The organism is Flavobacterium piscinae (genome assembly GCF_004122145.1).
GTDB lineage: Bacteria > Bacteroidota > Bacteroidia > Flavobacteriales > Flavobacteriaceae > Flavobacterium > Flavobacterium piscinae.
Genome location: NZ_SBKQ01000003.1, coordinates 211,127 through 234,990 on the forward strand (window position 1 = coordinate 211,127; position 23,864 = coordinate 234,990).

At 36.1% G+C, this 23,864-nt stretch carries 15 protein-coding genes; 3 read left to right on the plus strand and 12 right to left on the minus strand.

The window, feature by feature from the left end; translation table 11 throughout:
* Nucleotides 1-104: 104 nt before the first annotated feature.
* The 6 genes from EQG68_RS03865 to EQG68_RS03890 form a co-directional block, all read right to left on the minus strand.
* Complete coding sequence (locus tag EQG68_RS03865; protein ID WP_129463467.1) at nucleotides 105-863, minus strand: succinate dehydrogenase/fumarate reductase iron-sulfur subunit; 759 nt, start codon at nucleotides 861-863, stop codon at nucleotides 105-107.
* Between the two features lie 6 nt (nucleotides 864-869).
* Entirely contained in the window at nucleotides 870-2,879 is a 2,010-nt protein-coding gene (locus EQG68_RS03870) for a fumarate reductase/succinate dehydrogenase flavoprotein subunit (protein WP_129463468.1), read from the minus strand.
* A 17-nt stretch (nucleotides 2,880-2,896) separates the two neighbouring features.
* A complete protein-coding gene (locus tag EQG68_RS03875) occupies nucleotides 2,897-3,769 on the minus strand; it encodes a succinate dehydrogenase cytochrome b subunit (RefSeq protein ID WP_129463469.1) in 873 nt (290 codons plus the stop codon).
* Between the two features lie 165 nt (nucleotides 3,770-3,934).
* Nucleotides 3,935-4,816 carry a hypothetical protein gene (locus EQG68_RS03880; RefSeq protein ID WP_246011627.1) on the minus strand — a complete coding sequence of 294 codons (882 nt, stop codon included), beginning with the start codon at nucleotides 4,814-4,816 and terminating at the stop codon, nucleotides 3,935-3,937.
* 1 nt (nucleotide 4,817) lies between these two features.
* Entirely contained in the window at nucleotides 4,818-5,702 is an 885-nt protein-coding gene (locus tag EQG68_RS03885; RefSeq protein ID WP_246011629.1) for a ChaN family lipoprotein, read from the minus strand.
* Nucleotides 5,680-8,505: a WD40/YVTN/BNR-like repeat-containing protein gene (locus EQG68_RS03890; RefSeq protein ID WP_129463470.1), complete on the minus strand. Its 2,826-nt coding sequence runs from the start codon at nucleotides 8,503-8,505 to the stop codon at nucleotides 5,680-5,682. The genes EQG68_RS03885 and EQG68_RS03890 overlap by 23 nt, the downstream gene beginning before the upstream one ends.
* Nucleotides 8,506-8,629: 124 nt before the next feature.
* On the opposite strand from EQG68_RS03890, the gene EQG68_RS03895 reads away from it, so the two are divergent.
* Complete coding sequence (locus EQG68_RS03895) at nucleotides 8,630-9,922, plus strand: aminopeptidase P family protein (RefSeq protein ID WP_129463471.1); 1,293 nt, start codon at nucleotides 8,630-8,632, stop codon at nucleotides 9,920-9,922.
* 123 nt (nucleotides 9,923-10,045) lie between these two features.
* Complete coding sequence (locus tag EQG68_RS03900; protein WP_129463472.1) at nucleotides 10,046-10,828, plus strand: alpha/beta fold hydrolase; 783 nt, start codon at nucleotides 10,046-10,048, stop codon at nucleotides 10,826-10,828.
* Nucleotides 10,829-10,887: 59 nt separating this feature from the next.
* Here the strand turns inward: EQG68_RS03900 and EQG68_RS03905 are convergent, their stop codons facing one another.
* From EQG68_RS03905 to EQG68_RS03920, 4 genes are all read right to left on the minus strand, one after another.
* Entirely contained in the window at nucleotides 10,888-13,641 is a 2,754-nt protein-coding gene (locus tag EQG68_RS03905; protein WP_129463473.1) for a PD-(D/E)XK nuclease family protein, read from the minus strand.
* Between the two features lie 62 nt (nucleotides 13,642-13,703).
* Nucleotides 13,704-15,095 (minus strand): OmpA family protein, encoded by a 1,392-nt coding sequence (locus EQG68_RS03910; protein ID WP_129463474.1) that lies wholly within the window; start codon nucleotides 15,093-15,095, stop codon nucleotides 13,704-13,706.
* Nucleotides 15,096-15,194: 99 nt separating this feature from the next.
* The gene (gene kbl / locus EQG68_RS03915) at nucleotides 15,195-16,388 is read right to left on the minus strand and encodes a glycine C-acetyltransferase (protein WP_129463475.1); all 1,194 of its coding nucleotides are present in this window, start codon (nucleotides 16,386-16,388) and stop codon (nucleotides 15,195-15,197) included.
* Nucleotides 16,389-16,401: 13 nt separating this feature from the next.
* Complete coding sequence (locus EQG68_RS03920; protein WP_129463476.1) at nucleotides 16,402-19,554, minus strand: UvrD-helicase domain-containing protein; 3,153 nt, start codon at nucleotides 19,552-19,554, stop codon at nucleotides 16,402-16,404.
* Nucleotides 19,555-19,659: 105 nt separating this feature from the next.
* Between EQG68_RS03920 and EQG68_RS03925 the strand changes: the two genes are divergently transcribed.
* A complete protein-coding gene (locus EQG68_RS03925; protein ID WP_129463477.1) occupies nucleotides 19,660-20,265 on the plus strand; it encodes a superoxide dismutase in 606 nt (201 codons plus the stop codon).
* A 432-nt stretch (nucleotides 20,266-20,697) separates the two neighbouring features.
* Here the strand turns inward: EQG68_RS03925 and EQG68_RS03930 are convergent, their stop codons facing one another.
* Both EQG68_RS03930 and EQG68_RS03935 read right to left on the minus strand, forming a co-directional pair.
* Complete coding sequence (locus tag EQG68_RS03930) at nucleotides 20,698-22,596, minus strand: amidophosphoribosyltransferase (protein ID WP_129463478.1); 1,899 nt, start codon at nucleotides 22,594-22,596, stop codon at nucleotides 20,698-20,700.
* A gap of 133 nt (nucleotides 22,597-22,729) precedes the next feature.
* The gene (locus EQG68_RS03935; RefSeq protein WP_129463479.1) at nucleotides 22,730-23,656 is read right to left on the minus strand and encodes a PfkB family carbohydrate kinase; all 927 of its coding nucleotides are present in this window, start codon (nucleotides 23,654-23,656) and stop codon (nucleotides 22,730-22,732) included.
* Between the last annotated feature and the right edge of the window lie 208 nt (nucleotides 23,657-23,864).

A 23,864-nucleotide genomic window follows, 5' to 3' on the forward strand; every position in this document is an offset into this window, starting at 1 on the left:
TGGGTAACGCCCACAAAAAAAGCATTCAACTAGTGCTGAATGCTTTCTATTTTTGCCACAAATTACACGAATTTTCTCAAATTCATTCGTGGTTTATGTATGTTTTATAAACTCGCTTTTAAATATTCGCGGTTCATACGAGCGATGTTTTCTAAAGAAATGCCTTTTGGACATTCGATTTCGCAAGCACCGGTGTTGGTACAGTTTCCGAAACCTTCTTCGTCCATTTGACGCACCATATTTAATACACGTTCTGTTGCTTCTACTTTTCCTTGTGGTAAAAGAGCATATTGTGATACTTTTGCTCCTACGAACAACATGGCTGAACCGTTTTTACAAGTCGCCACACACGCACCACAACCGATACAAGCGGCTGCCATAAAGGCTTTGTCGGCATCGTCTTTAGGCACCGGAATGGAATTGGCATCGATGGTTCTTCCGGAAGTGTTAACCGATACGAAACCACCGGCTTGTTGGATACGGTCAAACGCACTTCTGTCTACTACTAAATCTTTGATAACCGGGAAAGCTTTGCTTCGCCATGGTTCTACAAAGATGGTATCACCGTCGTTGAACATACGCATGTGTAATTGACAAGTGGTGATGCCGGTATCCGGACCGTGTGCACGACCATTGATGTACAATGAACAACTTCCGCAGATTCCTTCGCGACAGTCGTGATCGAACGCAACCGGTTCTTTTCTTTCGTTAACTAATTGTTCGTTTAATTGGTCTAACATTTCCAAAAACGAACTCGCTGTTGAAACGTTATCTAGTTTATAAGTTTCTATTCCACCTTTGGTTTTAGCGTTTTTTTGACGCCAAATTTTTAAGGTAATATTTATATTTTTAGCTGCACTCATAGTCTTTTATTTATAATTTCTAGCTGCAATTTTAATTTCTTCGTACTTCAATTCTTCTTTATGTAACTCGGCTTTTGATATGTCTGAACCTTTGTATTCCCAAGCACCCACAAATTTGAAGTTTTCATCGTCACGCAGTGTTTCGCCTTCGGCATCTTGGTATTCTTCACGGAAGTGACCTCCACAGGATTCATTTCGTTGTAAAGCATCCATCGCCATTAATTGTCCTAATTCAATGAAATCGGCTACACGTAAAGCTTTTTCTAATTCAGGATTTAACTCATCTGCACTTCCGGGCACAAAAACATCGCTGTAGAATTCTTCTTTTAATTGAGCAATTTCAGCAATAGCCTGTTTTAAACCTTGTTCGTTACGCCCCATACCTACTTTATTCCACATAATTAAACCTAAACGTTTATGGAAATGATCTACGGTTTTAGAGCCATTATTGTTTAAAAACGTATCAATTTGTTTTTTAACATTGCTTTCTGCTTCTGCAAATTCAGGTAAATCAGTTGAAATTTTCCCTGTTCTGATTTCGTCTGCTAAATAGTTGGAAACGGTATATGGCAATACAAAATAACCATCGGCTAAACCTTGCATTAAGGCAGAAGCCCCTAATCGGTTGGCTCCATGGTCAGAGAAATTGGCTTCTCCCGCCACAAAGCAACCCGGAATGGTTGACATTAAGTTGTAATCTACCCAAACGCCACCCATGGTATAATGCACGGCAGGATAAATCTTCATTGGGGTTTCGTATGGATTTTCATCAGTAATTTTTTGGTACATAGTGAAAAGGTTTCCATACTTTTCTTCCAACCATTTTTTACCTAATTTGATGATTTCTTCTTCAGAAGGATTGTGATTTCCTTGAGCATAAGCGGCTTGTTTTCCTTTGCTTTTGATTTCGGTAGAGAAATCAAGGTAAACGCCTTCGTTGGTGTCGTTTGCTTCAATTCCGTAACCGGCATCACAACGCTCTTTGGCAGCTCTGGAAGCTACGTCACGAGGTACCAAGTTTCCAAACGCAGGATATCTTCTTTCTAAGAAATAATCTCTGTCTTCTTCGGTAATTTGAGTTGGTTTTAATTTTCCGGCACGAATCGCTTCGGCATCTTCTTTCTTTTTAGGCACCCAAATACGTCCTGAATTACGCAATGATTCAGACATTAACGTTAATTTGGACTGATTGGTTCCGTGAACCGGAATACACGTTGGGTGAATTTGCACAAAACAAGGGTTGGCGAATAACGCTCCTTGTTTGTGGATTTTCCAGGAAGCGGTTACATTACTTCCCATTGCATTAGTAGAAAGGAAATAAACATTTCCATAACCTCCTGATGCAATAATTACAGCGTGAGCTGAATGTCTTTCTAATTCTCCGGTAATCAAGTTACGAGCGATAATTCCACGGGCTTTTCCATTCACTTTCACCAATTCTAGCATTTCGTGACGGTTATACATTTTTACACGTCCTAAACCGATTTGTCTGGATAAAGCAGAATATGCCCCTAAAAGTAATTGTTGTCCGGTTTGACCGGCTGCGTAAAATGTACGTTGTACTTGCGTTCCACCGAAAGAGCGGTTGTCTAACATTCCACCATATTCACGAGCAAAAGGAACACCTTGAGCCACACATTGGTCAATGATGCTTCCGGAAACTTCGGCTAAACGGTGTACGTTTGCTTCACGAGCACGGTAATCACCTCCTTTAATTGTATCATAAAAAAGACGGTAAACACTATCACCATCATTTTGATAATTTTTGGCAGCGTTTATTCCTCCTTGTGCGGCAATTGAGTGAGCTCTACGAGGTGAATCTTGAAAACAAAAAGCACTTACATTATAACCCATCTCTCCAAAAGATGCGGCAGCAGAAGCTCCGGCTAATCCGGTACCTACTACAATAATATCAATTTTTGGACGGTTATTGGGAGCAACTAATTTTAAATGATTTTTATGGTTTGTCCATTTGTGTGCTAATGGACCTTCCGGTATTTTTGAATCTAACTTCATACTATATCTGATGTTGATTATTTACTAAAATGAATATACAGCGGGATGATGGCGAATAGTATTGGCACTATTACCGCAAAAGCTTTTCCTGCAAATTTGATGATGGGTGTCCATTTTGGATTATTTAGACCAAGTGATTGAAAAGCACTTTGGAATCCATGCCATAAGTGGAATGCCAAAACTAGCATTGAAAAAACGTAAAAAAGTGTAAAATATAAACCGTATTTCTTGTCTTTAAAGAAATCGAAAGTAATTTTATGTAAATCCTTGTAAAGTTCACCCACTTTTACATTGGCTTGCACATTGTATAAATCTGTTCCGTTTTTAACTTCTAATTGTTTTGGTGGTAAACCGGCTTCAGGTTCTTTTTCTCCTGGTAATTTTACCTGATCAACTTGATAATATTGACCAACGGCTCTTCCTACATAATATTCACTCTTCATTCCGGGAGCAGGCTCAATTGTTTGAGTCATTAAAGGCATTTTTTCATCAAAATGCATTTTTGCCCAGAAATTAATCATATGTGTAGCAATAAATACTAACACCAACGTTCCTAAAACCGCCATGTTTCTTGAAGCGAAACTACTATTGGCAGAAGGGTTTGATTTTGCATAACCAACCGGTCTTGCTTTTTTGTTTTGAATAGCTAACAGAATTCCATCGACAGCATGGAATAGAATTGAAATGTAAGTAAGATAAGAAAGAATTTTTACGGCCGGATTAGTAGTCATAAACAATGCATACTGATTAAATTGCAATTGACTGTTTGGCATAAGTAATTGTAAATTACCCGCCAAATGACCCACTAAAAACAAGCATAAAAATAAACCCGTAAGAGCCATCCAATATTTTTTTCCAATGGACGACTTTAAAAGTGCAGATTTTGCCATAACGTTGTGTAAATAAATTTTTAAAAATTTCACACAAATTTACAGCTATTTAGTATTAACTACAACCTTTTCGCTATTATTTAAAACGATTTTAAAGAAGGATTAACATGTGTTTAAAAAGGAATTCTTTGAAAGCTTATTATTTCAAAAAAAATTAAACACAATTTACTGAACAAAACTCGGAATCATTCCGCGTATTCCCATATCAACGACGCTTTCACCTACAGAGGGCTCATATTTACCATCCGTATTTACTTCTGTCCACTCAAAACTATTATTAATTGAAAGTGATAAGGTTACAACCACATCGTTTTTTTCGTTACCAACCAAGGCAAGACTGTTTTCAAATTTACCGGTAACCACACAAGAACCTTGAGGAACGGGCGAAGTTTGAAATAAAGGATTAGGCACGGTTGTAGCACCAGCAGGAGCTTGACCGGATGTCATATATGGGAAGGAATCCAATGCAAAAGCCCAATAGCCTTGTAATTTGTTTCCATTCACAGGGAAAACGTTGTTTCCTATGCTGTGTGTGCCAATATATGTATTATAACCTAAAAAGCTGTCTAAAGTACCCGTATAGGTTGTGCCTTGGCTAAGTACTTGTATTTTTCCACTTTGGTAAGACAATGAAAGTCGTACCCATTCATATGACCCTGCCATTTGTGGTGTGATAGGAATGGTTAGAAAAACTTCATTTTGACCTACTATTTTTGCCTGACTGAAATCAATCGCCATTGAGTCGCCTAAATCAGTTTCAGGAGCATGATAAAGCACTTTTCCTTGACCTAATAAAGTAGTTGCAGACGGTGCTAATTCTAAGTAATGAGCACTGATATTTTTCATATCCGGAGTTTGAGCTGCATTTCCGTCGGGAATAACCGAAGGTTGACCTAGGTTATTCAACCGAATTTGATTGGAGTCAAACTTAATTTTGATGATTAAATTAGCCGGCTCGGTAGCTCCATCCTCGGAACTACACGAAAAAAATCCGTAACTTATCGTTAGGAGAAAAATTACAGTTGTCAATTTAATCAGTTTGGTCATATTAGTAGGTTTTGGTCACATCTTTGTCTATAACGAGAATAAAGTCGGCTTTATTGTAATGTTCTTGTTCTAGTTTTGTTAATTCCTTTTGTTCAACGGTAGCTATTGTTACAATTTTAGTGTCTTTTCTGTACTGATTAACATACCAACTAATTCCTTCAAAAAAATCACTGTGATAGGTTCCATTATAGTGAACAAAAACGGTACCGCTTTTTAGGTTTTGAATAATAAAATGAGCCATCGTTGCATCTTTAATCGCTTGTGCTTTTGGCATTTTCTCTCCGGCATGACCGCCCATCATTTCTAACATTTTTTGATACCCGGGCAAATTAATATCAAATGGTATGGGTAACGGAGCGATCCAACTTTTTTCTTCAACTGACAAATCATCTAAACCTGCAAAATCCTTTTTAAAAACAATACTGGCAAACCGGCGTGGAATATTGGTAGCGATGAAAGGGAATTTTTTCGCTTTCGCAAAATCAACTAATGGTTTGTAATCTGTTTTGTAATTGTTCCACAAACGAGCTGTTGTGTCAAATTGCTTTTGATCGATTTCGTCATTCAAATAGTGATTTAATTGCGTTTGAATATCGGCTTCAATCATTTCTGCACCTAAAACCAATGTTTTTTTTTCGGCTAAATCTTTGGTAAACTCCAATTGCAACCAATGTACCACCGAATTATCATGGTGTTCACCAAATAAAACCAACTCAGATTTTTGGGCTGCTTTTAGAATTTTTTCATAGGATGACTTTTTACCGTTTTTATCGAAAACTTGGTAAGGGGATTTGTTCTGAGAATATGAAGATGTTGCTATTAATACCAATAAAAAACGCTCTAACAGAAACTTACTTAAAAAATTATTCATAATTATTTCTTTCATTTTTTACAATTTCAAAAGGGGTGGATTGTGAAACTTTTCCTTGAGTAATTTTGATTTGATATTTCCCGGGAATTAAATACGTTTTTCCGTTTTTGGAAGCTGTTAAAGTAACTTTCTTGTCTTTTTTCTTCCATTTTTCCATTCCTGATTTTGAAATTTCAACGTCATAGTTCCATTGATTGATTCCGGTTGAAGCAGTTTGTTTTTCTTCGAACACAACAATTCCGTTTTCGTGAATGACTTGAAAGGTTACTTCGCCTTGGTTTTTTACAAAATAATCCACGTTAATTTTTGGTTCATTGGCAGGCAACCATTTACTCCAAGTGCTTCCCCAAAATTTCGAATGAGCAAGATTATCAACTGAGAATATTTTTAAATCCGAAGCCAACGTTTCGTCATTCAATTGCTGAATTGATTTTAGATTCACTTTATAAATTGACCTTCCGTGCGTTCCAACCACTAAATCTTTTGCATCCGTTTGAATAACCATGTCATGAACGGCAACCGGAGGTATTCCATTATTGAAAATCTGCCAATTTTTCCCTTGATCGAATGAAATATACACACCATTATCTGAACCTAAGTACAAAATATTTGGATTTACATTGTCTTCCACCAAAACATTCACTGAAATCGTTGGAAATTTTGGAGCAATGGAAGTCCAATTTTGTCCGTAATCATCAGAAAAATATACATACGGCTTAAAATCATCCCAACGATAACCATTCAATGTGACATAAACACGTTCAGTTTTGTGTGTAGAAGCCACAACCCTGGAAACCCATAAATCTTTTGGGAAACTCGTTGAAATGTTCTGCCAATTTACTCCACTATCTTTTGTAACATGCACCAAACCATCATCACTTCCCACATAAATTACTCCGAATTGGTTTTTGCTTTCGCTAATAGTGGTGAGCGTTCCATAGGCCACATTTCCTTCTTTTCCTCCTTGTGTTAAATCAGAAGAAATGGGTGTCCACGTTTCCCCTTGATCGAAAGAACGGTGCAAATATTGCGAACCCATGTACAAAATATCCTGATTGTGCGAAGACAATAAAATCGGAGATTGCCAATTGAATCGCAAGGGTTTTTCGTCTTTTTTTGCTTTAGGCGAAATGTATTTTGATTCATCTTTACTTCTGTCTATACGATAATAATTCCCAAACTGAAAACCGGTAAAAACGATGTTGGGATTTCTTCGGTCAATTTGTGTTTGCATACCATCGCCGCCCATTATGCTTTCAAACGGATATTTTCCTTCCTGATGCCATTCTACATTGTATTTATAATTACTAGGGCCGACCCAAACGCCATTATCCTGCATTCCACCATAAATGTTATACGGTTTTTGATAATCTACACTCACCGAATAAAACTGACTCACTCCGTGTGAATTGCATTTTGTCCAGTTTGCTCCATCATCATACGAAATGTTTAATCCGCCATCATTCCCATTAATTAAATGACCTGGTTTTTTCGGATTAACCCAAACAATATGATGATCTAAATGAACATTTTCCCGATTGATAGAAACAAAGGTTTTTCCGCCATCGTCCGACTTAATCAACGGTACGCCACATACATAAAGTTTATCCGCATTAGACGGATCAACTGCAATTCGTCCAAAATAATAGCCATACGTATAAAAGAAATCATCAATAAAATCGGTATGTGTTTTTTTCCAAGTTTTTCCTCCATCGGTGGATTTATAAACTTCGGCTCCAATGACTTCGGTTTCGAATAACGCTTTGTTTGCATCAGAAATTGCATTTTTCACTTCTTCGGGTAGCATTTTACCATTACTAACCATGTTTTTTAGATTTTGTGCTCTGTATTTCTCGGTAAGTCCGTGCTTTTTTAGAACAGTGTTGATTTCTTTATCTGAAATTTGCAAAAAAACATCACCCGGTACACTAAACATGGTTGGCAAATTGCTTTTCTTTTCTTCACTTTTAGGTCGATTGAATTGATTGTCTACAACGGCATAGACGATTTGGTCATCAAAAGCAGCTAAACCAATTCGGCCCACACCGTCTCCAGTTGGAAAACCGCTTTCCGGTGTTGAAATCAGTTTCCAGGAATTTCCGCCATCTTCACTTTTATATATTCCTGATGTAGAACCATTTCCTAAAAAATTCCATGCTTTTCGGTCTTTTTTCCAAGCAGCAGCATATTGAATATTGAAGTTTTTTGGCGAAACAGAAATGTCAACAATTCCGGTTTCATCATCAATATAAAGTGTCTTTTTCCACGAATTCCCGCCATCAGTTGATTTATAAATGCCTCTTTCGGTGTTTTTTGAATACAAATGTCCGGTCACCCCAACTACAATTTCATTGGAATTATTCGGATTAATTTCGATTTTTCCGATGTGATGACTGTCGTTTAAACCCATGTTTTGCCATGTTTTCCCTTTATCGGAAGATTTTAACATTCCGATTCCGGCATAGGATGAACGAGAGGCATTGTGTTCTCCGGTACCCACCCAAAGGGTGCCGTTTTTCCAATCTACCGCAATTTCGCCAATGTTTTGCGTTGGTGCAGAATCCATCACGGGTTCAAAACTCATTCCGTTGTTGTTGGAATACCAGAGACCGCCCGACGCATACGCCACATAAAATTCAATTGGATTGTTGGGGTTTACCTCTACATCCACCACTCTTCCACTCATGATGGTTGGTCCAACACTTTGAAAAGCAATGTTTTTTACAAGAGAATGTTCATGTGAAATTGAGGTGTTTTGAGCCCATGAAAAGGAAACAAAAAAGAAAAGCCAAACCAAACCGAAGCGTTCTTTCTTCATTTGAATAAATTTAGTACGGAAAATTAGGCAAAACTACGCTGTTGACAAAATTTTATCGTTGAATTAACCGCAAATCGTTGTATTCTTGCTATTTTTGAAATTATTTAATTTACAATTTTCTACTATGAAATACCATCCGATTGATCGCAATTTATATATCAAAAACAGAGCGAAATTCACCGCTCAGATGAAGCCAAATAGTGTGGCTGTTTTTAATTCCAATGATATTTATCCGGTGAGTGCCGATACGACGTTGCCGTTTGCACAACACCGAGACATTTTGTATCTATCTGGCGTGGATCAGGAAGAAAGTATTTTGCTTTTGTTTCCCGATGCACCATATGCACATTTGAAAGAAATTTTATTTCTACGAGAAACCAACGAACACATAGCCGTTTGGGAAGGCGAAAAGCTAACCAAAGAACGTGCTTTTGAAGTTTCGGGTATCAAAAGTGTGTATTGGTTAACCGATTTTTATAAGATTTTGAAAGAAGTGATGGCCTATTCGGATACGATGTACATTAACACTAATGAACATTACCGTGCTTCGATTGAAACAGAAACCCGTGAGGCTCGCTTTATCAAATGGTGGAAAGAAAATTATCCGGCTCATAAAGTAGAAAAAAGCAATCCGATTTTGCAACGAATTCGTTCAGTGAAAGAAAGTGAAGAAATTGATTTGTTGCAAAAAGCGTGTGATTTAACTGAAAAAGGTTTCCGTAGAGTGCTATCTTTTGTGAAACCGAACGTAATGGAATATGAAATTGAGGCCGAATTTGCCCACGAATTCATTCGAAATCGTTCGAAAGGATTTGCTTATACGCCGATTATTGCTTCCGGTAATAATGCGAATGTTCTTCATTATATTGAAAACAACCAACAATGCAAGGCCGGCGATTTGATTTTGTTGGATGTAGGTGCAGAATATGCCAATTATTCGAGCGATATGACGAGAACGATTCCGGTTTCGGGGAAATATACTGATAGACAAAAAGCGGTTTACAATGCCGTTTTGAAAGTGAAAAACGAAGCAACTAAACTATTAGTTCCTGGAACGTTATGGAAAGAATACCATGTGGAAGTGGGTAAAATCATGACTTCCGAATTGTTAGGTTTAGGACTTTTGGACAAAGCCGATGTGCAAAATGAAAATCCGGAATGGCCGGCGTATAAAAAATATTTTATGCACGGCACCTCTCATCATTTGGGCTTAGATACGCACGATTACGGATTGTTGCATGAACCGATGCAAGCCAATATGGTTTTTACGGTGGAACCGGGAATTTACATTCCGAAAGAAGGTTTTGGGATTCGCTTGGAAGATGATGTAGTGATTCAAAAAAGTGGTGAACCGTTTAATTTGATGCGAAATATTCCGATTGAAATTGAAGAAATTGAATCTTTAATGAATAGTTAAAAGAATATAGAAAATAGAGTATAGAAAATAGACGACTTGCAGGAATGTGGGTCGTTTTTTTTGAAATACATATTTAAGAAAAATTAATTCGCGAATTCGTGGTTAAAATCTATTTTTGCAACAATGAAATCCATCCTCTACAAAAACACCAAAATCAACTATACCGATACCGGAAAAGGAACAGCCGTGGTTTTATTGCACGGTTTTTTGGAAAATTTAGGAATGTGGAATGCGTTTGTGAATGAATTTTCGAAGAAAAATCGCATTATCGCCATTGATTTATTGGGTCATGGCGAAACAGAATGTTTGGGTTACATTCACACCATGGAAGATCAGGCGGATATGGTTCATCACGTTTTGTATGAACTCAAAATCAGAAAAGCGGTTTTGATTGGGCATTCGATGGGTGGTTATGTGGCGTTGGCATTCGCCGAATTGTATCCTGATAATGTAAAAGGATTGGTTTTATTGAATTCAACTTCGCGTGCCGATAGTGAGGAACGAAAACTAAATCGAGATCGAGCCATTGCGGCTGTGAAACAAAATTACACCGCTTTTGTCCGTATGAGTATTGCCAATTTATTCAGCGAAGATAATCGGGAACGCTTAGCCGATAAAATTGAAGCAGTTCGTAACGAAGCTTTAAAAACGCCACTTCAAGGCATTGTCGCCGCATTAGAAGGGATGAAAATTAGAAAAGACAGAGAGGTTTTATTGCATTTTTCGCCTTATCCCATTTTATTAATTTTAGGTAAAAAAGATGGTGTTTTGAACTTCGAAGACAGTTTGGAACAAATTGAAAACACGAAAGTAGAACTAGTTTCCTTTCCTGACGGACACATGAGTCATATTGAAAATGAAGTGGAATTAAAAACGGTTTTGGTTAACTTTCTGAAAAAAATATAATTTCTTTTACCATATAAGTCATATAAGAAAAGCTAATTAAACTTATAGGGTTATAAGGTTTATATTATTTTTTCCTCAAAAGACAACTCTACATTCAAAATTTCATTTAGCAACACAATCAATTCGGTTTTAAAATCATTCAAAACAGAATCATCTACCAAATCACTTACCAATTCTCTACCTTCTTTAATTTGAAAAGGCATAAAACCTACTTTTAAATTTTTGAAGGAAATAATGCCGACTTCCAATTCCTTGTTCGGGAATTCCGATTGAACCATAAAGGCATAACACAACAATTGAATGATTTTGTCGTATTTAATGTCCTCGGTTAAGCCTTGCCAATGTTGAATGGCCAATCCGTTTTGCTCAACTTTTCCGGTTTTGTAGTCGATGATGCGGATTTTTCCGTTTCTCAGTTCAATTCTGTCTACATTTCCTTTTATTTTGATAGGAAAAGGTAAACGCTCATCAGTCAATATTTGTTCGAAATTTTGCTCTAAAAACAGCACCTTTACAGCATCACCTTGTTCGAGCAAACGTTTTTCCAGCTGAAGAAAATTAAAAACATTTCGCTTGGCCACTTCAAAAGCGAGTAGATTTTTACCTTTGGTGATTTCTCCTTCTTTGTAAACGTATTTAAATTGTTTTAAAACTTCCTCATTGGCCAATTGCAACATGCTTTCAATGATAGAAACACTTAAAAAAGTATTCAAATAGGGTTTATACAATTCTTCCAAAGCACCGTGAATGATGGTTCCGAGTGTATTGGCCGCTATATTTTCTTCCACTTCATCTACATCAGAGATTCGTAAAATTCGTTGAAAATAAAACTGAATGGGGTTACGAATATACGTTGTTAAAGTGGATGGTGAAAATCCATTTTCAGCCATTTCTTTCAATCGTTCCATCACCAAATCAGATTTTTCTACTTGAATGAGTTCCCTGGCTTTTTCCGGTAAATATGCGTTATAAATTTGATGCGTAATGGTGTGATTGGGTTGTTTTTCCACTTCCAATTGCGTGATAAAACGGCTTTTTTCGCCTGCATCGATTCCTTCTGATTCTGTGTTATAAAGCAGATAAACGTTTTTGGCTCTTTGCAAAAGGTGGTAAAAATGATACGTATAAATGGCATCCTTTTCTTTAAAAGTAGGTAAACCTAACTCTCGTTTTACATCCAAGGGAATAAACGAATTTTGCGATTTCCCGGCGGGAAAAACCCCTTCATTCATTGAAGTGATGATGACCGTTTCAAAATCGAGCACACGACTTTCTAAAACACCCATGATTTGCAATCCTTGAAGTGGTTCTCCTTCAAAAGAAACTTCAGCAAAATCAATAATTTGTTTGTAAAGCGAAAACAATCCCTCGATGGATGTAATATGTTTATGTTCTTCACAATAGGTTGTTAACTTGTTTATTACTTTAAAAACCGCATAAACGAAGGCATTGGTTAGTTTATCATTGGAAGACTCATCCAGCAAAAAATTTCTAATTTGAAGTAGTACAGATGATATTTTCTCTAAAACCGTAATTGGATTGGCTTCCCATTTTTGGAATAAAAGGGTAAAAAAATCATTTCCTTTTTCACAGAATTCAACTAATTTGGAATGTGTGATGAAAGTATAATTGTTTTCGTTTATTTTCTTTACAACGGCTTTTGCTTTTGCGAAAGGTTCTACGAGCGGATTTTGAAGTACCTCCAACACATCTTTATAATAAAAAACATAACTGGTTTGGCTTCGATTAAATGCGTTTTGATGCATTTTAAAAAGCTTGGAAATCAACAACTGAGCAGGATTGTTTTTTCCTGAATAACCCATGGTTATGTTGAGGTGCGAAACCGATTCAGGCAACGAATGCAAAAGCGGAATAAGCATATTTTCTTCACCTAAAACAACTGCAATATTTTCAAGATTTTGTTCGGATGAAATGGTTTCAATGATTTCACCAACCAATTTGGCTTGTCCAATCATTTTGGGTGTTCCCATAATTTGGATATGCTTGGGTTGCTTGAACTCATTAAAAAGCCATTCATACGGATTTGATTTGTAATGCGGCCAAGACTTCTTGATTTTTCTGGCAAACAAACTGGCATCGTGGTAAGGATCGTTGAGAAAAGTTTCTTCCACATCCCACAAAACAACTGCTTTTTCAAGGGAAAGCAAATGTTGGAAAATTTTCTCTTCTGCTTGATTTAATGCGTTGAATCCGGCAAAAATAATTTTATGATGGATAGAATTTGAGAAATGATTTAAATTTTCAACCGCTTCTCTATATATCAAACCTTGATAACCAATTCCTTTGGAAAGTAGGTGTTTATAAAATGCATCATAATACAAAGGCATGTTTTCCCAAAACAAGAGATAATTATCTATTAGTTTTGTCTTGTCTTGTGGTTCAAGGTTCCATCGTTTGATTGCTTCTATATCTTTTAAATACGAAAAGACATGGTTAGGCTCGAGTAAGTAGCGATCTATTTCGTTAAAATCTTGTAATAAAGTTTTCCCCCAATTGGAAAATTGTTCAAAAGGTTGCTGGTCTTTTTCAGTTAAACTAGTGTAAACAGTATAGAATTCAAATAACAATTCAACGGAATCTACCGAACGTATTCCTGCAATGTCTTGAATAAAGTCTTCGATACTGATTATTTTGGGAGCAAAACTGTTTTGTTTAACTTCCTTTTTTAGTTCTTCCAACAAAAAAACTTTTGCTCTTTTGTTGGGCATAACAATAACTAATTCTTCAATTGTAGCTGAATAATTGGTAACGATATGCTTTGCAAGTAACGATAAAAAAGAAATTGTCTTCATGTTATAAAAATAAAAAAACGCCCCGATAAATCGGAGCGTTTCTTCAATTATTTAAAAAGAAATTATTTTATAACAACAACTTCTGTTCTTCTGTTTTGTGCTCTACCTGCAGCTGTTTTGTTATCAGCAACCGGTCTAGATGGACCATAACCTTCAGACTCTAATCTTGATGCATCTACACCGTTAGCGATTAAGTAATCTTTTACAGCGGCAGCTCTTTCTTTAGAAAGTCTTTCATTTGTAGCTAATCTACCTGTACTATCAGTATGTCCTTCAATTCTAAATCTTGCATGTGAATACTCATTCATTACATTTTTGATTGAAGCTAACGTTTCAAATGAACCGGATTTGATAGTAGATTTACCTGTGTCAAATAAGATTGATTTTGCGTAATCATTCAATTGTTTAACAACTTCTTCTGATACTTCAGGACAACCGTTATTAGCAACAGTTCCTTTTACATCTGGACATCTGTCATCTTTGTCAAGAACTCCGTCACCATCTCTATCTGGCCATGGACATCCTTTGTTTTCTTTTGGTCCTTTTTCGTTTGGACAAGTATCTTCTTTATCGGCAATTCCGTCACCGTCTGTATCAGGACATCCTTTCATTGTTTTTAAGCCGGCAACTTCTGGACATTCGTCATCTTTATTAGCAACTCCATCTCCATCAGTATCAGGACAACCTTGGAATTCAGCTAAACCAAATTCTTCTGGACAAGAGTCATCTCCATCAATAATTCCATCTCCATCAGTATCAGGACATCCATTGTATTGTTTTAAACCAAATACTTCTGGACAAGCATCGTCTTTGTCATAGATTCCATCACCGTCTGTATCTTTACCTCCAAATTTGAAAGTAAGACCAGCAAAGTGTTGTAAATGAGCAGGCATAACAGTTCTGTCATCCTCGAAAGAATGCTTATATGTAGATTTTACTGAAAGACCAACTACTTCTGAGAACCAAAAGTTAAATCCTAATCCTCCGTTAACTGTTCCAGCACTGTTATCACCTAAGAAAGTGTAACCTCCACCAATGTGTAAAACAGGCTCAATAAATTTGAAGTAAGTACCCACGCTATAATTGATTGTACCATCAATCGCATAGTACATTTCATCAATATCTGTAACCACATAATCATTATTGTTCATTGGTGATTTTTCAGTTACAAACTTGTCAATTTTGTTAAAAGATCCAGTTACTCCAAAAGAGAAATTGTCACCAACGTGTCTAGATACTGTTAAGTAAGATACTGAAGGAACGATGTTCCAAAAATCTTTCGCATTAAAATATTCAGAAAACTGATTTTTAACACTTTCGGCAGCACTAACTCTACCTCCGTCTACGGCATTCGCTCCAAAAGAGATTGCCCATGGGTTATTACTATCCTGAGCCTGAGAACTTAGTCCAGCAAACATAAAGATAGCGACAACTAATTTGTTAAGATGTTTCATACTTGATTTGTTTTGATTACAATACATTGTTAATTGGTGCAAAAATAAGTTGTTTTCCGCTAACTACAAAACTTAATGTTAAAAATATTAATAAGAAAACTAGATGACATTCAACAGTCTACCCACTTTTGTGAACGCTTCAATAGCTTTATCGAGGTGTTCTTTGCTGTGAGCTGCAGAAAGTTGTACGCGAATTCTTGCTTTATCCTTAGGAACTACAGGAAAGAAAAAACCAATTACATAAACGCCTTCTTTTAGCAATTCATTCGACATTTGTTGTGCTAATTTTGCGTCATAAAGCATAACGGGAACTATAGCAGAGTCTCCATCAATGATATCAAAACCGGCCTCTTTCATTCCTTTTTTGAAATAATTGGTATTCCATTCCAATTTGTCACGAAGTGTTGTGTCTTTTTCCAACAATTCAAAAACTTTTAAAGAGGCACCAACAATTGAAGGTGCTAAGGAATTTGAGAATAAATACGGTCTGGAACGTTGTCTTAGAATTTCAATAATTTCTTTTTTAGCAGTAGTATAACCGCCCATTGCTCCGCCTAATGCTTTGCCTAGTGTACCGGTTATTATGTCTACACGACCCATTACTCCTTTTGCTTCCAATGTTCCTTTTCCGGTTGCTCCTATAAATCCGGCAGCATGACATTCATCTACCATTACCATCGCATCATATTGATCAGCTAAATCACATATTTTATCTAACGGAGCTACTAAACCGTCCATCGAAAAAACACCATCGGTTACGATTAGTTTAAAGCGTCTTCCTTCTTGATTGGCTTTGATTAATTGTTGTTCCAACTCGTTCATGTTGTTGTTTTCATAACGGTAACGAGCTGCTTTACACAATCGAACACCATCGATAATAGACGCATGATTCAAACTATCGGAAATAATGGCATCTTCTTCGCCTAACAAAGGTTCAAAAACGCCTCCGTTGGCATCAAAAGCTGCCGCATATAAAATGGTGTCTTCGGTTCCATAGAATTCGGCTATTTTTTGTTCTAATTGTTTGTGAATATCTTGCGTTCCGCAAATAAATCGAACAGACGACATTCCGAAACCATGAGTATCTAAAGCATCTTTAGCCGCTTGAACCACTTCCGGATGCGAAGAAAGTCCTAAATAATTATTCGCACAAAAATTCAAAACTTTTTCACCGGTAGAAATGGTGATTTCTGCTCCTTGTGGCGAAGTAATAATGCGTTCTTTTTTAAACAATCCATTTTGTTGAATCGTATCTAATTCGTTTTGTAAATGCTGTTGTATTTTACCGTACATGTTGATTTATTTTTTACAAAGTTACTATTTCCAATGTTTCACCAATATAAACCAGTGCTTTTTTAACGACTTTAAAACCCATGTTTTGTAAAGCAGATTCATATATTTCTAACTGTTTATGATGTTTAGCGAGCGGTTCTCCTGTTTTGTAATCAAGAATCATGGCTTGATTTTGCTGATTAATGACAATGCGATCGGGTTTTATAACTGTCTCTTCTTTTCGTAAAATAATCTGCTCGTTCAATATGCTATTTGATTCATCAAAAAAGAGGGATAATTCCGGATGCAAACAAATTTTATTAACAATTGATAAAACAGCTTCTTTTTGGCTCAAGGCAATAATTCCGTTTTCCAATGCTTTTGTAACCGCCAAATCAATGTCGTTTTTGGTTTTTATATAGGATAAAATTTCATGAATCACATTGCCATATTCAATGGCTTTTTGTTGATGCGTCCCCCACATTAAGCTTTCGCGTTGAGTTATTTTGATGGAATTTGGATGGAGATTTTTCCTAACCAAATTAATCGGAATTAACTCTTGAACTTTTTTACTTTCGTTTGAAACTTTTTCCCCATTTCCCCACTCATACACTTTTTTTTGCGAATCGAATAAATGAATGTCTTGTAAAAAAGTGAGAAAGAAAGTAGACATATTATTGGAAACAATTTCTCCTTTGGAAGTCAAATTCATACTCGAAATAATGTGAAGTTGCTCCTCTGCTCGGGTTAATGCTACATAAAGTATATTGGTATTGTCCAATAATTCTTCCTCCTTTTTTTGATGAAACACGAGGGCTGCCGATTCGCCAAATTCTTCTACGTTTTTATTATTATCAATTAAAACTTTGGGCAGTTCGATTAAATCAGATTCCGGTTCAATCCATAATTTATCTTTGGGTGAATTGGTATAACTTTCTTCGGCAAACGGAAAAATAACCACTGGGAACTCCAATCCTTTTGATTTGTGAATGGTCATAATCCGAATAGCATTATTCCCTTCCGGCGATGGAATACTGAATTTGGCACTATTATTATCCCAATATTCTAAAAAATCGGATATCCCGGATTGATTTTTACTATCTCTATCTAAAACTCTATCCAAAAAATCTTGAATGTATGCATTGGATTGTTTGGGTTTAATGAAAGTTCGAACAATAATTTCAACTGCTTCGTACAATGATTTTTTTCTAATTTGTTGAAACGAAAAAGATAAATCTAGGGAAGTTAACCAAGTTTCTAATTCACTTTCTTGTTCAAACTCCATTCCTTTTGCTACAAAATCGTGGGTTGGCATTTCGTGCTGAAGATTTTTTGCCACATAATATAAAAAATGTGCTTTTGATTCTTTATCTGCTCCGTTTTTTAAAAATCGCAACAATGTAATGATCAAATTTACATCGGAAGAATTTTGCAACAGCAATGATTCAGAAGAAACAATCGGAATACTTTTCTCCGTTAAAAAAGCAGCAATTTTTACACCTGGTTCTTTTTTCCGAGTCAAAACAACCATATCGCGATACGAAAATCCTTTTGCATTTAATTCTTCAATCGTTTGAAGGACGGCCTCTAAATACAAATCATCTTTTTCAACCTCTTCTTCCCATTCTGATTTGGATGGAATAAAAGAAAGCCTCACATAACCACCTTTTTTATCATTTTCATTCTGATGGCTATGATTTTCATACAAATCTTTATAATCCGGATGCTCAAAATTAGTGGACAAAAAGGCAAAAAACTGATTATTAAAATCGATAATTTGGCTATAACTTCGCCAATTCGTATCTAAATGAAAAAGTTTTTTTTCAGGGTTATTGAATGGATTTTCTTCTTTACTTAATTCAATAAATTGCTCGGCTTTTCCGCCACGCCAACGGTAAATCGATTGTTTTGGGTCGCCCACAATCATCAACGAACCCCTTTCTTGGTTCAAATCTTCGCTTGACAAAGCATTATCAATCAACGGAATAAGATTTTCCCACTGCATTTGTGAGGTATCCTGAAATTCATCAATAAAAAAATGTTTATACCGTTCACCCATTCGTTCATAAATAAAAGGAGCTGGTTGGTTTTGAATTTCATTGTGAATGATGGCATTGAATTCTGAAATTGATAAAATATTTTGTTCTTCTTGAATTTTATCCAATTCCTGACTCACTCGATTTAAAAGCGATAAGGGTGTGATGTTTTTCAAAAAAGCTACATACAACATGTATTCTTTAACGGAAGAATGAATCAATTTGAAAAAATTCAGTAATTCAGTTGCAATTGAATCCACTGCCTCTTTTTGTGATTGTGGAATGGATTTGGAATAGCGATTTCCTTCTGCTAAATAGTCTTCTATTTTGGGATTATTGATGATTTCGCCATGAGCTATTTTGGTGAAATAATTGAAAACTACACTTCTATTAAATGATTTGGCATCCAACTGTTGTAAATGAATTAGTTGCATCGCTTTTTGCCCGGCTTCGAAACACTCTTTTTCAATTGATTTAATTTTTTCGATTACTTTTTTCTTCAAATCAATGAATTCCGGAATTTGTTTGTCTTTAAAATGAACAATTTCGTTTCGGTTGTTTTCATTAGTCAACAATTTTGAAATTTCTTTGATGTCGCGAGTAACATCCCATGATTTGTCATCGTCGGTTTTTTCTAACGTAAAATCTACCAGCAAACGTGTGAGCATTTCATCATCACCTGCTTGAGCAATAATGGCATCAATGGCTTCTTGCAGAAGGTTATCCGTTTCCAACGAAACTTCAAATGTGGATGGTAAATTCAAATCATGTGCAAACGTTCGAATGACTTTGTGCGTAAATTTATCAATCGTGGAAATATCAAAAGCGGCATAATTATGAATGATATTTCGAATAATGGCTTTCGATTTTTGATTAATTTCCTGAACGGACAAACCGGTTTCTTGAACGATTGCATTCATCACTGCCAAAGCTTTTGCATATGGTTCGTCTGCGGCAAATTGCGATAAGGTTTCAACTACTCGCGATTTCATTTCACCTACAGCTTTGTTGGTAAAAGTGATAGCCAATATATTTTTATAGGCATCTTCTTTTTTGGATAAGAGAATAATTTTTAAATATTCCTTTACCAAAGTAAACGTTTTACCCGATCCGGCGGAGGCATCGTAGATTGAAAAAGCGGGTTTATTCAAGGCTATAATTTAAATTAATACAACAATAACAAAATAGAATTTCCTTTTCCAAAGTTAATTGATTAAATTTGATGCTCATTATTGTTAAACGTAAAAATTATAATTATGTCATTTGAATTACCAAAATTACCTTATGCATACGATGCATTAGAACCACATATTGACGCCAGAACGATGGAAATCCACCATTCTAAACACCATGCAGCCTACACTAATAACCTCAATGCGGCTATTGAAGGAACAGACATGCAAGGCAAGACAATTGATAACATTTTAATTAATTTAGACAAAACCAATGCGGCTGTACGCAACAACGGTGGTGGTTTTTATAATCATAATTTGTTTTGGACAGTGATGTCACCTAACGGAGGCGGTGAACCAACCGGAGAATTAGCTGAAGCCATTGAAAGAGATTTCGGAAGCTTTGCCGAATTTAAAGCTAAATTTTCTAAAGCAGGAGCCACTCAATTTGGGTCGGGTTGGGCTTTTTTGTGTGTGAAAGACGGTAAATTAGAAGTATGTGGAACTCCAAACCAAGATAATCCGTTAATGCCCGGCGTTGGTTGCGGTGGAACTCCAATTTTAGCAATGGATGTTTGGGAACATGCTTATTACTTGCATTACCAAAATAGAAGACCGGATTATATTGAAGCTTTCTTTAACGTAATTAACTGGGAAGAAGTTTCAAGAAGATTTGCAGTAGAAAAATAAAATCAAATCCTTTAAAAATCAAAAAAGCGACATTCTAACAAGTGTCGCTTTTTTTATGTAAAAATAAAAAGGTGGAATTTCTTCCACCCTTTTGCCCCAAATCTACCATAAACTTAACCGTGCGTACTATGGTAATTACAAATGTACAACGGTTTTTAAGAAGAAACTATTGTATGACAAAATAAATTTTAACATTTAGGGAATAAAGGGTACATTATAGGGTTTTATGGGTTCTTGGACGGTTTTTAAAAGTGTTTATCAACCATTACAAAATAAAAAAGGTACGCATAGCGTACCCTTTTTGCCCCAAATCTACCATAAACTTAACCTACTAATGCTATGGTGAAACAAATGTATATTAACACTTTTTTGTTAACAAATATATTAGATGAAATGCATCAAAAATCGTTAAAAGGCAAAAAAAGCTCTGCTTTAGTACGCTCTTGCGTCTTTCCCTTCATAGAAATTCATGAAAGCACGGTTCACCACACGGTTTCCACCGGGTGTCGGATAGTTGCCTGTAAAATACCAATCGCCTAAATTCTTGGGACAAGCAATGTGCAAATTATCTACGGATTGAAAGATAATTTTAACTTCTGCTTTAATATCCGATGAACTTAACATTTCGGCTATTTTATCTGAAATTTGTTGGTCGGTGAATGGAGCATAAATTTCTTTGACATAATTTATAATTTCACCGTCTTTGAATTTCTCTTGAAGTTTACATTTTTTATACACCTCATCAATAATTGAATATTGATTCGTTTCTCTTAATAATTCTAAAACAGCTCTAAATGCCACCAAACCTTCTAATTTTGCCATATCGATGCCGTAACAATCCGGATAACGGATTTGTGGTGCAGAAGAAACAACTACAATTCGTTTAGGATTTAAACGATCCATCATACGGATGATGCTTTTCTTTAATGTGGTTCCGCGAACAATACTGTCGTCAATAATCACTAAATTATCTTCCGGTTTGATTACCCCATAGGTTACATCATAGACGTGTGCTACTAAATCATCACGGCTACTGTCTTCCGTAATAAAGGTTCTCAACTTAGCATCTTTAATCGCTACTTTTTCGGTTCTGATTTTTACCGAAAGTATTTCTTCTAACTTTTCCTTTGTTAAAGTTTTACGATTATCTAAAATATATTTGTTTTTTCGTTGGTTTAAAAAATCCTGAGCGGCTTCCACCATTCCATAAAAAGAAGTTTCAGCTGTGTTTGGAATGTATGAAAAAACAGTGTTGTCAGTATCGCTTTCAATAGCATCCAAAACGGCAGGTAGAATTAATTTCCCGAGCATTTTTCTTTCTCTGTAGATTTCGGCGTCGCTTCCTCTCGAAAAATAAATGCGTTCAAACGAACAGGCTTTCTTTTCTAACGGTTCTAAAATTTGTTCTAAGGAAAAACTTCCGTTCTTTTTAATAATCAATGCTTTTCCGGGATCTAATTCCTGCACTTTTTCAAAAGGTACATTGAAAACCGTTTGAATCACCGGTCTTTCCGATGCAACTACCACGATTTCCTCATCTTCATAAAAATACGCCGGACGAATTCCGGCAGGATCGCGGAACACAAACGCATCACCATGACCTAATAAACCGGCCATGGCAAAACCACCATCCCAATTTTTAGAAGCTTTTCGTAAAATTTTAGCAATGTCTAATTTTTCGGCAATCACCGGAGAAGCTTCTCGTTTAGATAAACCATTGTTTTTGCATTCCTGGTACAAGTCGGTTACTTCATCATCTAAAAAATGACCGATTTTTTCCATTACGGTAACGGTATCGGCTAATTCTTTTGGGTGCTGACCTAATTCAACTAAATTATCAAAGAGTTCTTTTACATTTGTCATGTTGAAATTTCCGGCTACAATCAGATTTCGGTGCATCCAATTGTTTTGACGAAGAAAAGGATGTACACTTTCGATACTGTTTTTACCAAACGTTCCATAGCGAACGTGACCTAAAAACAATTCTCCGATATACGGTATATTCTCTTTCTGCCAATCAACATCATTTATAAATTCAGGATTATTGGCTAAATCATCATTAATTCGCTCATTAATTTGAGCAAAAATATCTTGAATCGGCTGTGCTTTATTGGAACGAACCCGACTGATGTATCGCTGACCAGGCTCTACATCAAATTTGATGCTGGCAAAACCGGCACCGTCTTGTCCGCGGTTGTGCTGCTTTTCCATCAAGAGATACATTTTTTGTATCCCGTAGAAAGCAGTTCCGTATTTGTCTTTGTAATACTGAAGCGGTTTTTTTAATCGTAATAAGGCAATGCCGCATTCGTGTTTTAAGTTGTCACTCATTGTTGTTGATTAGTTGTGTTGTTATTTTAACTGAAAATTCGCGAATTTTATTACTATATTGTTTGACTAAAAAATTTGCGAATTTGCGGTGTTTTTTAATAAAAAATGCCCCGAAATTTCGAGGCACACTATTTTATTCTAATTCGATGTCAAATTGAGTTAATGCTCTAAACTGTTTCAAGCGGTCATACACTTCTTCTTTTTCAAGGTCAAGCATCCGCTCTGTTCCAAATTTCTCTACACAGAATGAAGCTAAATTTGATCCGTAAATGATGGCGTTTTTCATGTTGCCAAACGAAATGTTTTCGCTTTGAGCTATAAATCCTGAGAATCCTCCGGCAAACGTATCGCCTGCTCCGGTTGGATCAAATACTTCTTCTAACGGTAATGCCGGTGCAAAGAAAATCTCTTTTCCTTGGAACAATAAGGCTCCGTGTTCCCCTTTTTTAATTACTACATATTTTGGTCCCATGGTATGAATCTTCGCCGCAGCTTTCACCAATGAATATTCACCGGATAGTTGACGAGCTTCTTCATCGTTAATCGTAATCACATCCACGCGTTTCATTACCTCATGTAATTCCGCTAACGCACAATCCATCCAGAAATTCATGGTATCCAATACCACTAATTTAGGTTTAGAAGTCATTTGGTCTAACACACTGATTTGAACAATCGGGTGCAAATTGCCTAACATAACCACGTCTGAATCTTTGTATTCGGCAGGTACTTTGGGTTGAAAATCGGCCAACACATTTAGTTCGGTAACCAAGGTATCTCTTGAATTCAAATCGTTGTGGTAGCGACCGCTCCAGAAGAACGTTTTGCCTCCTTTTACGATTTCAATTCCGGAAATATCGATGTCTCTATCTGATAATAAATCTAAATAGTCTTGCGGAAAATCTTCTCCAACAACCGAAACAATTGCCGATTTTACATTAAAAAAAGAAGCTGACAAGCCAATAAAAGTAGCGGCTCCACCTAAAATTTTGTCGGTCTTCCCGAAAGGTGTTTCAATCGCATCAAAAGCAACCGTTCCTACAATGAGTAGTTTGTTCATGGATTATGTTTTGAAATAAGGTGCAAAGATAGGGTTTTTGTTTTTGGTTTGAAAGTGGAATTAGAGTGTGGTTTTAAAAAAAATACTGCAAAGTCGGGAAAAGTTTGTGGAGCATTTGATTGGGTATATTTGCTAAATACATTGGTTATCAGCACATCACTAACTTTGGAGCATTTCCATCTTTCTATGATCTTTGTCGTTAAATTAT

Coding starts and splice junctions, on each gene's coding strand:
- EQG68_RS03865 (WP_129463467.1), bottom strand. CDS start 863: ATGAGTGCAGCTAAAAATATAAATATTACCTTAAAAATTTGGCGTCAA.
- EQG68_RS03870 (WP_129463468.1), bottom strand. CDS start 2,879: ATGAAGTTAGATTCAAAAATACCGGAAGGTCCATTAGCACACAAATGG.
- EQG68_RS03875 (WP_129463469.1), bottom strand. CDS start 3,769: ATGGCAAAATCTGCACTTTTAAAGTCGTCCATTGGAAAAAAATATTGG.
- EQG68_RS03880 (WP_246011627.1), bottom strand. CDS start 4,816: ATGACCAAACTGATTAAATTGACAACTGTAATTTTTCTCCTAACGATA.
- EQG68_RS03885 (WP_246011629.1), bottom strand. CDS start 5,702: ATGAAAGAAATAATTATGAATAATTTTTTAAGTAAGTTTCTGTTAGAG.
- EQG68_RS03890 (WP_129463470.1), bottom strand. CDS start 8,505: ATGAAGAAAGAACGCTTCGGTTTGGTTTGGCTTTTCTTTTTTGTTTCC.
- EQG68_RS03895 (WP_129463471.1), top strand. CDS start 8,630: ATGAAATACCATCCGATTGATCGCAATTTATATATCAAAAACAGAGCG.
- EQG68_RS03900 (WP_129463472.1), top strand. CDS start 10,046: ATGAAATCCATCCTCTACAAAAACACCAAAATCAACTATACCGATACC.
- EQG68_RS03905 (WP_129463473.1), bottom strand. CDS start 13,641: ATGAAGACAATTTCTTTTTTATCGTTACTTGCAAAGCATATCGTTACC.
- EQG68_RS03910 (WP_129463474.1), bottom strand. CDS start 15,095: ATGAAACATCTTAACAAATTAGTTGTCGCTATCTTTATGTTTGCTGGA.
- kbl (WP_129463475.1), bottom strand. CDS start 16,388: ATGTACGGTAAAATACAACAGCATTTACAAAACGAATTAGATACGATT.
- EQG68_RS03925 (WP_129463477.1), top strand. CDS start 19,660: ATGTCATTTGAATTACCAAAATTACCTTATGCATACGATGCATTAGAA.
- EQG68_RS03930 (WP_129463478.1), bottom strand. CDS start 22,596: ATGAGTGACAACTTAAAACACGAATGCGGCATTGCCTTATTACGATTA.
- EQG68_RS03935 (WP_129463479.1), bottom strand. CDS start 23,656: ATGAACAAACTACTCATTGTAGGAACGGTTGCTTTTGATGCGATTGAA.